This is a genomic window from Spirosoma foliorum (assembly GCF_014117325.1).
GTDB lineage: Bacteria > Bacteroidota > Bacteroidia > Cytophagales > Spirosomataceae > Spirosoma > Spirosoma foliorum.
Genome location: NZ_CP059732.1, coordinates 308,530 through 321,287 on the forward strand (window position 1 = coordinate 308,530; position 12,758 = coordinate 321,287).

Annotated in this window: 10 protein-coding genes; 5 read left to right on the forward strand and 5 right to left on the reverse strand. The window is 46.2% G+C overall.

The features are described 5' to 3' along the window. Nucleotides 1-73: 73 nt before the first annotated feature. Nucleotides 74-208, reverse strand: coding sequence for a hypothetical protein (locus H3H32_RS37750; RefSeq protein WP_256432941.1), 135 nt, complete (start codon nucleotides 206-208; stop codon nucleotides 74-76). A 229-nt stretch (nucleotides 209-437) separates the two neighbouring features. Further along, nucleotides 438-1,292 (reverse strand): DUF2911 domain-containing protein, encoded by an 855-nt coding sequence (locus tag H3H32_RS01290; protein ID WP_182460886.1) that lies wholly within the window; start codon nucleotides 1,290-1,292, stop codon nucleotides 438-440. 299 nt (nucleotides 1,293-1,591) lie between these two features. Here H3H32_RS01290 and H3H32_RS01295 point away from each other — a divergent pair, with 299 nt between their 5' ends. From H3H32_RS01295 to H3H32_RS01310, 4 genes are all read left to right on the forward strand, one after another. Continuing rightward, a complete protein-coding gene (locus H3H32_RS01295; protein WP_182460887.1) occupies nucleotides 1,592-3,388 on the forward strand; it encodes a M61 family metallopeptidase in 1,797 nt (598 codons plus the stop codon). A gap of 231 nt (nucleotides 3,389-3,619) precedes the next feature. Beyond that, complete coding sequence (locus tag H3H32_RS01300) at nucleotides 3,620-4,330, forward strand: glycine zipper domain-containing protein (RefSeq protein WP_182460888.1); 711 nt, start codon at nucleotides 3,620-3,622, stop codon at nucleotides 4,328-4,330. A gap of 124 nt (nucleotides 4,331-4,454) precedes the next feature. Further along, entirely contained in the window at nucleotides 4,455-4,910 is a 456-nt protein-coding gene (locus H3H32_RS01305; RefSeq protein ID WP_182460889.1) for a YybH family protein, read from the forward strand. A gap of 196 nt (nucleotides 4,911-5,106) precedes the next feature. Beyond that, nucleotides 5,107-5,517 carry an immunity protein YezG family protein gene (locus H3H32_RS01310; RefSeq protein ID WP_182460890.1) on the forward strand — a complete coding sequence of 137 codons (411 nt, stop codon included), beginning with the start codon at nucleotides 5,107-5,109 and terminating at the stop codon, nucleotides 5,515-5,517. A gap of 49 nt (nucleotides 5,518-5,566) precedes the next feature. On the opposite strand, the gene H3H32_RS01315 is transcribed toward H3H32_RS01310, so the two are convergent. From H3H32_RS01315 to H3H32_RS01325, 3 genes are all read right to left on the reverse strand, one after another. After that, entirely contained in the window at nucleotides 5,567-8,941 is a 3,375-nt protein-coding gene (locus H3H32_RS01315) for a DEAD/DEAH box helicase (protein ID WP_182460891.1), read from the reverse strand. Between the two features lie 130 nt (nucleotides 8,942-9,071). Then, nucleotides 9,072-10,307 carry a multidrug effflux MFS transporter gene (locus H3H32_RS01320; RefSeq protein ID WP_182460892.1) on the reverse strand — a complete coding sequence of 412 codons (1,236 nt, stop codon included), beginning with the start codon at nucleotides 10,305-10,307 and terminating at the stop codon, nucleotides 9,072-9,074. 232 nt (nucleotides 10,308-10,539) lie between these two features. Further along, nucleotides 10,540-11,415 (reverse strand): Rpn family recombination-promoting nuclease/putative transposase, encoded by an 876-nt coding sequence (locus H3H32_RS01325; protein ID WP_182460893.1) that lies wholly within the window; start codon nucleotides 11,413-11,415, stop codon nucleotides 10,540-10,542. 514 nt (nucleotides 11,416-11,929) lie between these two features. Between H3H32_RS01325 and rsmA the strand changes: the two genes are divergently transcribed. Further along, on the forward strand, nucleotides 11,930-12,727 hold the full coding sequence (gene rsmA / locus H3H32_RS01330) for a 16S rRNA (adenine(1518)-N(6)/adenine(1519)-N(6))-dimethyltransferase RsmA (protein ID WP_182460894.1): 798 nt from the start codon (nucleotides 11,930-11,932) through the stop codon (nucleotides 12,725-12,727). Nucleotides 12,728-12,758: the final 31 nt, after the last annotated feature.

The following is a 12,758-nucleotide window of genomic DNA, read 5'->3' on the forward strand; positions in this document are numbered from 1 at the left end:
TGCAAAGATATAAGTCTGAATGTTCTAAAGTCAATAGCTATGGTACTTTTTTTTTAATCAAATAGAAATAATTCTACAGATTCGGTGGATTTCCATGTGGGTTAAGTTTGTCCAACGGAGTGGTACTCCGTTGAGCCGACAGGCTAATGGGGTAGCGAATGGCGTCATGCCCAACGGAGTACCACTCCGTTGTACAGTTTGCTAACACCTTTTGAAGCGTATTCTCCTAGATAAACACAATACACGAGGTTTTGAGAAACCTCACTATGTCAGATGTGAGCATCTGACTCCACGTCGTAGAGACTTGTCAATAGATTAGCCGTTAGCAATTATTTACTTATTCATCGGAAGTCCTCAAACACATCGTGCCCCGTAATATGGTATAAATCCAATATTACGGGGCACGATGTGTTTCTATAGAAAGATGCTGGCGCTTGTTACTTTTTAGCGCTGGCGATCAGATCTTTGGCCATTTTAACATAATCACCATTTTTGGCTTCAGTTGCCAGAGTAACGGTTTTTTCGGCACTTGCAATGGCATTTTTCTTGTCTTTCAGCTTCAGTTCGATTCGAGCTTTCAGCAGCATAATCCAGAAAGCTTTTGGGTTTTGCTCCGTCGCTTTATTGACCCAACCCAGAGCTTTCGACAAGTCCCGGTTGTTTTCGTAGTAGTAGCTGGCCGCTTCAAAATAAGCTGGCTTGTCCGATGCCATCGACGCTTCGATATTTTTAGTGATGATATTATCGATGTCGGCAGTGATAGGAACTGGAACACGGACGTTATCCCACATGATTTCCAGAGTTGCTGAACTGGCCAGAATATCGGCGATATTGATCGTAAAGGTCTCTACTTTGTTGGGCAGGGTAGTTGGTTTTACCTGAACCCGTACTACTTCGTTGTCGAGTTTGTAATCGGCTACGTTGGCACCCAGGTTCAAATCTTTGGACAACATGACTTCCCAACTGGTTTTGCCAGGAATCGTAAACAGACCGTATGTACCCGCTTTTACATCCTTGCCACCCAGTTTTACGTCGCTCGAAAACGTGATTTTCGAGGTAGCATTGGCACCTGTGCGCCATACTTTGCCATACGGAACGAGATCGCCAAAAATGGCTCGTCCTTTGGTTGCAGGTCGCGAGTATTCGAGGGTGATGTCGCCTAAGGCAAAACTTTGTTTGGTAGTTTGAAGTGGGCTGGCAGCAGGGATTTTTAACTGTGCGGTAGCGATGTTGATGGAGACTACGGTCAGCAAAAGGATTGCCGAAATAGCAGATAATAGATTGCTTTTCATGAAAGAAAAATAATGTGCAGGATATATTTAGTTTTCGGAGCGAAGGTACGAATTAATGCACGAGGTCCGAGATAAGAAGATTCTACGTTGAGTAATTACCCAAGTTGTATGGTTAAAAGATAGCATTGGTCAAATCAGGTTCTGGTTATTGCTATTGACATGGTTTTCATAAAGCGGATTAATCTGAATTAGAAAGCTCTGCCATTCATCCGCAAATACTTCCGTAAGAAATGTGCCTGATTACGAAACCGCGCGATTCCATTAACTTGCTCGTTCGTATTCAAGTAGTGCCAAAATTTATGAAGATCATACGTCTGCTTCTGCTGGTTTGCGCCAGCTTGTTTTTTCAGTTTTCTACTGCCAAACCAACGCTTCCGTTACTGTATGAGGTGAACCTTAACGACCGCGCCGACGACGAATTCAAAGTAACGTTGCACGTGAATGGATTAACTGCCGATAACGCTGTGTATCAGTTTGCGTCAACGGCGCCGGGAACTTATCAGGTTATGGATATTGGCCGATATGTACGCTCGTTCAAGGCATTTGACGGTAAAGGAAAAGAAGTGAAAACAACACAAGTATCGACCAACCAGTGGAAGTTTGACCAACCCGAAAAAGTCCGGACGGTTCAATACAGTGTTGCCGAAACCTGGGATACGCCTGTAAATGAACACAAACCGTATAACATGTGCGGTACGTCTATCGAAAATGATCATGTATTGATCAACGGGCAGGGGGTATTTGGTTTCCCAATGGGCATGCAATCGGCACCGATCGAATTGAAACTAAATTACCCCGCTAGCTGGGTAGTTGGAACGGCTCTAGACAAAAATGCGAAGGGTAATTTCATCGCGCCAACCTACGACCGGATTGTGGATTCACCTATTTTGTTGGGCCGCCTGACGAAAGCCACAACAACCGTTGCTGGTGCGCAGATTGATGTGTACACCTACTCAAAAAGCGACAAAATCAAGTCGGATCAATTACTGAACAACATGCAGTCGATGTTGACGGCGGCTGGTCAGTTTTTGAAGCAACTGCCCGTAAAACGTTATACGTTTCTGTATCACTTCGAGGACCAAAGCTGGGGTGCCTGGGAGCATTCATATAGCTCAGAATACGTGATCAAAGAGGAAGAGTTTTCGAAGAAACTGGCCGATGAGATGACGTCGATTGCTGCGCATGAATTTTTTCACGTAGTCACTCCATTGAACATTCATAGCGAAATCATTCAGCAGTTCAACTTCGAAACACCTACGCCTTCGGAGCACCTTTGGTTATACGAAGGTGTGACCGAATGGGCCAGCGATGCCATGCAATTGCGCGGTCAGATTATGGATTTGCCGACTTATTTCGGTGAATTAAGCCAGAAAATTGCTTACGACAAAAGTCTCGATACAACCTATAGCCTGAGCAAATTAGGTCTGACCTGTTATACCGACGAAGGCCAGCGTCAATACGGGAACATTTATGCCCGTGGCGCTCTGGTTGCGGGGTTGCTGGATATCCGCCTGTTAGAACTGTCGGGCGGGAAACGAGGGTTGCGCGAGGTTATCAATGAACTAGCTACTACCTACGGGCCGGATAAATCATTCCCGGAAAAAGAGTTCTTCACCGTTTTCACCGAAAAGACCTATCCTGAAATTGGTGATTTCTTTAATCGGTACATCAAAGCGGCTGAACCACTGCCCTTTAGCGACTACTATGGTAAACTGGGAATCACCTATACGCCAGCTATTCCCACCGGAGAGAAAGTTGCCCTGCTAGGGATGAAGCCCGCTTTTACCGGTACCAAATTTGTCCTTACGCGTATAACTGACCCCCTGTTGAAGGCTGGTTTACAGGAAAACGATGAATGGGTTTCGTTCAATGGTCAGCCGTTGAGTATGGACAATATCAGCAAGATTCAGACTGACCTGAAGCAACTGAAACCGGGCGATACCTACGAAGTCACGGTTCGGCGAAACGGGCAGGATATTACCGTAAAATGCCCGATGCTGGAAAAGGAGGGGCTTAAACAATATGTTTTCGAGTTGAACCCTCAGGCTACGCCACAACAAGTGCAACTCCGCGAAATCTGGCAGAAAAATTTGTAGACTAACATTATTCTGAACGTTTAAATCGGGCTGTTCATTGGCTAAACCAATGAACAGCCCGATTCTATTTTGTGTCTGATTGGCTGCGGAATTACCTCTGTATAGGCAAGTGTAATAAAGAGATCTTCATTAAACCATCTGTTCTCATCATAGTCTTATGCTAAACAATGACGAAGGCGAACGCGTTAATTGTCATTGGTAAGTCAACTTATCCTACTAAGAATTACGACTATGAAAAAGACACATCAGATTGTTACGCTACTTATGCTGGCAATCATTTCGCTTGGTCAGTACGCTGAAGCCCAGGCTATAAAAGGCTGGGGAACGGGTACAAATGGGGCTGTTATTGGTGCCGGTAGCGGTGCTGCCATAGGAGCTATCATCAACAAACGTAACCGGGTTGTCGGTGGCGTGGTAGGTGGAGTCGTTGGGGGTGCTGCTGGGTATGCCATCGGTAAAAAATCAAAACGACGCTGGAGTCCACAGGCAACCGGAACGGCCATTGGTACAGGAGCGGGTGCCGCTGCGGGTGCCATCATCAATAAACGTAACCGGGTTGTAGGTGGCGTGATTGGTGGGGTCGTTGGGGGGGCTGCTGGTTATGCTATTGGTAAGCATAAAGACAATAAAAACAAAGCCGAAGCCGCCCGGATTGCCGCTGCTGAACGGGCTGCGGCTCAGAAAGCTGCCGCCGATCGCGCTGCGGCTAATCAGGCTGCCCACGAAAGAGCTGTAGCTCAGCAAACGGCTCCTGCAACACCAGCCGCACAGCCAGGTATGCCTGCCGTTGCTGCTGTTGCCCAGACACAGGGAGCTAGCCTGATCGACACGACTCAACCTACCACTTCTTACGTGTTGAAAGCGGGCTATCTGCCGAACGATACCTACGGTGATCCGCTGTCGCCCTATCCAACTTCCGAATACCGCCGGAAAAGCTGGTAACAACTAGTGCCTGTGTGTTGCCGTAAATCAATAGAATCTTGATTTCATTAGAATCAATGAGAATCCACAGAATCTCCGTTTACGGCAACACCTTTTTTATCATTCACTTCTAAAACGTTATGTCATGAACACATCCATCCGCATTTTAGTCGCGGCCACCCTTTTTGCGTCCTGTTCGCAATCGACCGATACGGTTAATATTCAGGATCTTAATCGCCAATTTATTAACGCCTGGAACGATAAAGACTCAACCAAAATAATCTCGCTTTTGGCCGATGATGCCCATTTCCTGCAAGGTAGTACGCACTTTAAAGGGAAAGCAGAAGTTGCCGACAAATGGGTGCGCGAAACGTTGCCCACACTGACCGACCTGAAAACCAATGTAGTAAGCTCGGAATCAGATAGCAAAATTGCGTACGAAGCCGGTACATTTTCTGTCGATGTACTGCCGCTGAATCCGAAAGATCCACATGCGTACGGCGAAGGCAACTACATTTTGCTTTGGAAAAAAGGGAGTGATAATACCTGGAAACTGAGCTACGCGCAACTGGAAGATCTGCCTGTTCAGGTGAAAAACTAATTGTCTCGTTTGTTCTTTTTCGTGAGGTCAGATTCTTAAATCTGACCTTAGTGAGGTTTCTTAAAACCGAGCGGTTTGTATAATTCGGCTTTAAGAAACCTCACTAAGGCAGGTTTAGAACCTGTCTCCACCTTCCATGACAACAAGCTATACGATTCGCGAACGATTTAGCGTGTAAGTGCCTTATAGCATACGCATGACTACCAATGAAATTTATGATGTGCTGACTGATGGTATCAGCAGCATTATCACCGACGAATGGACTATTGTCCGACTGAATGTTCAGATTTTGTCGGATGGGCAAGATATTGAATTTGAAGGTACTTACCTGACGCCAGCTGGTGAAGCAGAACCTTTGTCGACCGATTTTCCGGATGAACTGGTAGAGGCTGTTCAGGAATTATATCTACATCGAAAAACGGAAGGTTTGCCGCCCGCGAATCGGCTTCAAATTGATCTGACAGCTCAAGGCCAATTCTCGACTGAGTTTAGTTGGGATCAGGAAATTCAGGACGAAGATGACCATTTTTCAAAGGGCGGTACAGCTCGCGAGTGGATCACTATCCGTGAAGCTAAATATGGCCCTATTGAGCCAATGGACGAGTAAGACTAGTTTTCTGTGGTGTCGGTTACTTATAACCGACACCACGACATCATTAGCTCAGTAAATTCAATAAATCCTTTCTGGACAACGATTTAGCAATGGCCGTGTCGGTCTTAATCAGATTGCCAGCTAGTTCTTCTTTCGATTCCTGGAGTAGTAAAATCTTTTCTTCAATCGTGTTGGGGCAGATTAGCCGAACGGCAACTACATTTTTCTTCTGCCCAAGGCGATAACTCCGGTCGATAGCCTGATTTTCAACAGCTGGATTCCACCACGGATCAACCAAGTATACATAGTCGGCTTGCGTTAGGTTAAGACCCGTTCCCCCCGCTTTCAGGCTGATCAAAAACACGCGTATAGTGTCGTCCGTCTGGAACCGATCAACGATGGTAGCCCGATTACGCGTTTGCCCCGTAAGGTACTCAAAACCAATCTGGCGCTTCGCTAACTCGTTTCTAATCAAGTCGAGCATGGACACGAATTGCGAGAAAACCAGGATTTTATGATTTGGTGATTTATTCTCGATCTGCTCCATCAGTATATCGATTTTGGCGGATGAATCACCATAAAATTCATCGTCGTTCAGCAGCACAGGTGAGTTACAAATCTGTCGTAGCTTGGTCAGGCCCTGTAACACATGCAGCCGATCTCTGGGAATATCTCCTTCCTTGGTTGTCAGTAAGAAATTCCGAAACTCACGTTCGTAGGCATCATACACACTCCGCTGGTCTACGCCCATGTCGCAATGGAGGATCATCTCCGTTTTGTCGGGTAGCTCGGTGGCCACCTGCGCCTTGGTTCGACGCAGGATGAACGGACTGATTTTTTTCTGGAGTTCCCGGGCACGATTGCTGTCGCCAAACTTATCGATGGGCGTAGAGTAGTGAGCCCTGAAATGTTTGTAACTCCCCAAAAGACCCGGACAGGCAAAAGACAGTTGACCGTATAAATCGAATGTGTGGTTTTCGATGGGCGTTCCTGTCAGCACAAGCTTATTGCGAGACTGCAACAATCGCGCTGCCTGGTAACGTTGCGACTCCGGGTTTTTGATCGCCTGCGATTCGTCCAGGAAGATGTAATTGAACGGGTATTCTTTTAAAAATCGGATCTCAGACAGGAGGGTTCCGTAAGATGTCAGAATAATGTCGTACTGGCCAAACTCCTTTTTGGTCAACGCACGATCGGCACCGTAAAACGTATGGATTTTCAGGGTTGGAGCAAATTTGGCCACTTCGGCCTGCCAGTTAAATAGGAGCGAGGTGGGTACAATGATTAAGTTGGTCATAGCCTTTTTCTTATCGCGTAAGAGCAGCATAAAAGCGATAATCTGAAGCGTTTTTCCGAGTCCCATATCATCGGCCAGACACCCCCCAAAACCAAGATCGTCCAGAAAGTTCAGCCAATTCAGTCCCTCTTTCTGATAGTCCCGGAGCGTGGCATTCAGCTCTTTGGGAACGGCGACAGGCTTGATCGCTTTAAAGTCGGCGAAGCCTTTCGTAAACAAAGCCAGTTGATCTTTTACGTCATTCATCAACTGCTCTTCGGCATACAATTCACCAATGCTCGCAAAGCTAACCTTCGGTGTTCGGATACGCTCGTCAACAACCTCTCCGGCCTGGAAATAGGCGGTAAATCGGTCGAGCCATTCAGCAGGTAACAGGCCCTGCGTTCCATCGTCGAGGGTAACAAACCGGCTCTTGTTCTTTATGGCTTTGTGCAGGCTTTTCAGTGTCACCTGCTGCTTCCCGTACGATAATCCCAGTGAAGTTTCGAACCAGTTCAGACCGCTACTAACAATAACCGAAACTTTCCCTTTGTGTGGATTGAGTTTGTTGTTCCTGAGAGCATTAAAGCCTCTGATTTGAATATCCTGAGTCCGCCAGGCTTCGAAGGCATTGAGAAACCAGCCTTCTTCGAGCATATGTTTTTTGTGCAGGAAAAACTGATTTTGATGAAGCTGATCCTGAAAATCAGCGTGCTGTGCTAACACTGCCAGTGTAAACTGAATTTCAGCATCGTCATCGCGTTTTACCGTGAATGGTTTCCCCTTGCTATCGACAGCGTGAATTTGCCGGGTCGATAGTACGGGTACTTCAACAGGGCCGTATTTCATGACAGGCGTCAATACGACATAGTTTTCCGTGTCTTCGAGGTAAATAATTCGCTCCCGAACCTGATTAAAGCCTTTTTCGATCAACTGAGCTGGCGTTGCCGGTTTCAGATACGCATAATTGATCTGAATCTGATCTTCCAGTTTAGCCAGAACCTCCTGTTGAAAAGCTTCATATTTTGACTGGTGAAGAATGATCTTACTGCTCTGCTTCGTGAAAAATTGGATAACGCGCAGATAATCAGGATTTCCGATTAGATGGAGCGTATCATCGAGTAGAATGAAATAATCGTATTTAAGGGTTAGCGTGTGAAGTTCGTAGGTTCCACCATCAATAGTCAGCGATCCAGAAATCTCGTAAAAGTGATCGATCTGCCGAACCAGTAAGGCTAGTTTCGTTTTCAGAACAGTTAGCTTAACGGGCGTAAGCGAATGGGCCGTAATGTTTTCTGAAATACTATTCGAATGATAAAAAACGGCCAGCTTTGCCGGATTCGAGGCTACTAAACGTAAGCTCTCCAAATCCGTTTCTTCTTGTTTAATGCGGTGCTGATTCTGGAATCTGGCAACGGCCGAATAGAATTTTACGTCGTTCAGGTTATCGACTTTCGGTAATACTTCGAAAGGTTGAACAGACGCTAACGGATTCTTGATTCGGCCATCTCGCGCCGTAGCAGCTTCAAACAGCTCCAGACAGAACTGATTATAGTAGCGATGTTTCGTAAAAACCAGAATTCGTTTCAGATTCGAAATAGGCTGACCAACCACTGGTCCCAGATGCGTTTTTTTCGGCAAAAGGCTGGTAATAAGAACATCTTTATCTGCCTGCGATAATGGAATGAGTTCCTTTCGTTTAGGCTTGATAGTTAGCGTTTTATTCTGATAATCTACGTCGAAAAAATCATCCAGTTGTCCTTCATTTTCCAGGCCATAATCTTTGGCAACCGCTTTGATAGCGTCGTGCCGAAGTGCCTGATCGAAGAAAATGCGGAACTCCCTGCGCCTAAGCAAACTCGATAAAACCTGCACCTGGTGTTCGCACAATTTATCTTTTGGCGCATCACAAAGGCAGGAAATTAGTAGCGATTCCTCCGTTTGCGTAACGGTAACCGTCGGGAAGTAGGTTAAGCGAGGTGCACCCGTAAATAGCCCTTGATTGACAGCAATTTCCTGCGGCTGGATATCAATATACCCATCGGAGAAGGAATTGTACCCTGCGCTATGTTTAGCCAATAGGATATCGGTCAGCGTAGGGATTGTGATGCCTTCTAACCAATAGTCGTGATCAGGGTCAAAGCTATCGGCATGATCGTGCATGGCGCAGAATATTGGTTTTTAGTAGATAATCGTGGGCATTTTTTCATAATCACCGGGTTAAAACCCAGCATGGATCAGATGCGCCGGGTTTTAACCCGGTGATTATGAAAATCAATTTGGGGCTGAAAACTCACAACATAACCTCAGCCACAGGCGCATTGACATCTTCCTGACGGCTTCGATGCTGCACGGCTCGTTGGCCAATCAGCAGAACCAGCAATCCGCTAACCACAACCGTCAGCATAACACCCACCATCGGGAGGGCGGTATTGTTGTGCAACACGCTGACAGCCGCCGAAACGCAGGCTCCGAAACCCATGCGGAAACTTCCCATCAGCGCTGCGGCACTCCCGGCATGACGAACAAAGGGAGCTAATGAGAGAGCCGATGCGTTGGGCCCCGTAATTCCTTGACCACATAGGAACAGAAACAGCATGACCATCAGGCCATATTGTCCATACCAGCCCGCCCAGGTGCCAAACACTAACAAAGCTCCGACTACAGCTTGATACCGGAGTGTAGCAAAAATGATTTGTTCGCTGGTGAATCGTTTCAGAAAAAACCGATTCAATTGCGTGGGTGCAATTACGGCTACGGACAGAATGGCGAAAATCCAGCCGTATTCCTGTTCGTTTACGTGGTAAATATTCATGAACACATCAGAAGAGCCCGCCAAAAACGCGAAGGGGGCCGAGGTTGCCAGGCCACCTACCAGCGCGTAGATCAGAAATTGGGGTTGTTTCAACACTGTGAAAAAGCTTCCCAGTACTGCTTTCGGTTGAAGAGACAGAGCCGTATCTGGCGCTTTACCGTCAGGCAGAACGAAGTACACACCGACCAGAATGAGCGCTGTTATTACAGCCAGAATCAGGAAGATCGAATGCCAACCCAGCGCAATGGTAGCATAGCCGCCAACGGTTGGAGCAATCATTGGCGAAACGGCGATCACCAGTGTAAGCAGCGAAAAAACCTGAGCAATCTGATTGACTGGAAATAGATCGCGCACCAACGCCTGAGCCGCCACCAGACCAACGCATCCGCCCAATGCCTGGAAAAGGCGCATCATAATCAGCATATCAATCGAGGTGCTTAGGGCACAACCGATTGAGGCCAGGAGATAAACGGCCAGACCGGCATAAAGCGGCAGTTTTCGGCCAAACCGATCCAACAAAGGCCCATACAGAAGTTGTCCAACCGAAATGCCCACTAAATAAGCGGTCAGCGACAACTGAACCTGCGATATGGACGTGTGAAGATCTTTGGCAATAGCCGGAAAGCCCGGCAAATACATGTCGATAGAGAATGGGCTGATAGTAGAGAGTGTCCCTAAAATCAGGATAATAACAAAATGCTGACGGCGAGTCATAAACTCCGAGAATGGTACACTTATAGAGACGCTCAATCGAGAACGATTGTTCCAAAACGGCGGTGACTCTATTTCTCTTTTTGATTCTGGACATCCAGATCAACATAAGATTGCCATAAGGAGTTGGAAGGTCAAAGATTGAACCAATAGATACTGATTTAAGGATGTGGGCGATGGGAATGGCTGTCAAGCCTTGATTTTCGGCCTGCTGACTGTTACTTAGAAACTTACCTTACTGATTTTTGGCGAGACTCCGCTGAATTTCAAGAACGAAATCAACACTAACTCCGCTGTCTTCGGCTATTTCCTCGATTGTGAGTTTGCCGCGCTTCAAAGACTTAGTAACCGTCTCAATATTCTTCAAATTAATTGCCTCCTGAATCTTCTTATTCTCATTCTCAACTGCCAGCGCATTGGCCGAAAGAGTCATTTCATAAGCCATTCGCTTTTCAGGAGTCATAGCTCGCGTGTCTAACTCTTTGATGGCTGCTTCCAACCACTCCTCATTCCAGAATTGAGGGAACTGCTTGAGGTTGGTGGCTTTATGTAAGGTCTTCATCGTGTAAATGAGCTTGTCCAAATCAGTTTGTATATAGGCTAACCGCTTCTTGAATTTAGACAGTTCTATTGTAATAAACGTGGTTTGATCGTCAATCAGTTCGCCTTTCTCATTTTTCAGAACGGCGACGTTATGATAATCACTTATGCTTGGAAAGATACTGGCAGCTAAAATGCCAATGCAATAAATTTTGGGCAGTCCCTCAAATCGGTATTTCCCCTTCCGAATCAAAGTATTCAGTCTATAGAATGAGTAAAATTTCATGCGCTGAATAAAGTCTGGATACTTGCTCAACTGCATTTCAACGATAAACTGATTGCCCGTTTCGTCAATACAAGCTATATCGTAAACTCCGCTTCGACTGTCTTTGGTTAGTCCCGGAATCTCGCTTTCAATGAACTCAACTTTGGTAATCGTTACGGGCGATTGAATCAGCGCTTGTAGTGCTCTGCGTAAAAACCGTGTGTCGGTTTCATTGCCAAAGGTCACCTTGAAACCATAATCAGAGAGAATGGAAATAAATCGCTCGTTGTCATTGTATAAATTCATGCGGTAAAGGTAGACTAAAAATGGCTGCCTGACTGGTAGGTTCTCTATGTTCCAAGAAAGCTGAAAAAGAGCCCAAATCTGCTTACCGCATACATGCTGTCCACTACGTTATTAGTTGTTCTACTGAGATCAACATAACTTGCCCGCAACATCTTAGAACTTTAAATTACACATTATCATCATCCTTTAGCTCATCGGATCATTGAATTTCGCAACTAGACTTACTGGTAAAGCAATACATAAGGTATGAGACATTCTACGTTCGTTTAGTGAAATGACTAAACGGTAGATACAGATTTTATAATGTGAGCTTAGGAAGTAGAGAAGTGTGCCGATCGTTCGTTTGGTGTTGATAAACAGGGACATATCGCCAAACAACTAGGCTGCCGTCTATAATCAAGGAAATAGCAATACTCCGTCATAAGTAATCGCCAATAATTTACGCATAGCCCCGTACCTTTGTACCAGAACGCCGAACCGTCGGAACGCCGAACCGTTCGAAAATAAGCCACAGATGTACGTCAAACCCAAAAAAGAACTCGGCCAGCATTTTCTGAAAGATCTGAGTATTGCTCAACGCATTGCTGAACTGCTGACCGGGCATGGTGAATATAAAAAAGTCCTCGAAATTGGACCGGGCATGGGCGTTCTGACGCAGTTTGTCCTGAACGATACCCGTTTTGAGACCTATGTGATTGAAATTGACCGTGAGTCGGTAGATTATTTGAAGCAGCATTTCCCCGCACTCGATGGGCATATTTTACCCGCCGATTTTCTGAATATTCGACCCGATTTACTCCCGACCAAACAGCCCGATAGTACCGAGTTGTTTGCCGTAATCGGTAACTTCCCCTATAACATTTCGACCCAGATTCTTTTCAAAATACTGGACATGCGCGATCGGGTGCCCGAAGTGGTGGGTATGTTTCAGCGCGAAGTGGCACAACGCGTGGCGTCGGGACCAGGTAACAAGGATTATGGTATTCTGAGCGTATTGTTACAGGCGTGGTACGACATCAAATACGAATTCACGGTCGATCCATCCGTATTCAATCCTCCACCAAAAGTGTTTTCGGGTGTGTTGTCGCTTCGGCGTAATGCGGTCACCGATCTCGGCTGCGACGTGCGCAAATTCACGCAGGTAGTAAAACATGGGTTCAGCCAGCGCCGGAAAACGCTTCGTAATGCCCTGAAACCCCTAAATCCAACGGAAGCCGCTCTTGCCAGTCCATTCATGGATAAACGTGCCGAGCAATTGAGTGTGGCTCAGTTTGTAGAGCTGACACAATTAATGATGAATGATGAATTATAAATGATGAATGGAGTGGTTCTCTTCCATGTCA

Bases quoted from the DNA above. Each gene is read 5' to 3' on its own strand.
- H3H32_RS01295 (WP_182460887.1), top strand. From the start codon at position 1,592: ATGAAGATCATACGTCTGCTTCTGCTGGTTTGCGCCAGCTTGTTTTTT.
- H3H32_RS01320 (WP_182460892.1), bottom strand. From the start codon at position 10,307: ATGACTCGCCGTCAGCATTTTGTTATTATCCTGATTTTAGGGACACTC.
- H3H32_RS01305 (WP_182460889.1), top strand. From the start codon at position 4,455: ATGAACACATCCATCCGCATTTTAGTCGCGGCCACCCTTTTTGCGTCC.
- H3H32_RS01290 (WP_182460886.1), bottom strand. From the start codon at position 1,292: ATGAAAAGCAATCTATTATCTGCTATTTCGGCAATCCTTTTGCTGACC.
- H3H32_RS01300 (WP_182460888.1), top strand. From the start codon at position 3,620: ATGAAAAAGACACATCAGATTGTTACGCTACTTATGCTGGCAATCATT.
- H3H32_RS01310 (WP_182460890.1), top strand. From the start codon at position 5,107: ATGACTACCAATGAAATTTATGATGTGCTGACTGATGGTATCAGCAGC.
- H3H32_RS01315 (WP_182460891.1), bottom strand. From the start codon at position 8,941: ATGCACGATCATGCCGATAGCTTTGACCCTGATCACGACTATTGGTTA.
- rsmA (WP_182460894.1), top strand. From the start codon at position 11,930: ATGTACGTCAAACCCAAAAAAGAACTCGGCCAGCATTTTCTGAAAGAT.
- H3H32_RS01325 (WP_182460893.1), bottom strand. From the start codon at position 11,415: ATGAATTTATACAATGACAACGAGCGATTTATTTCCATTCTCTCTGAT.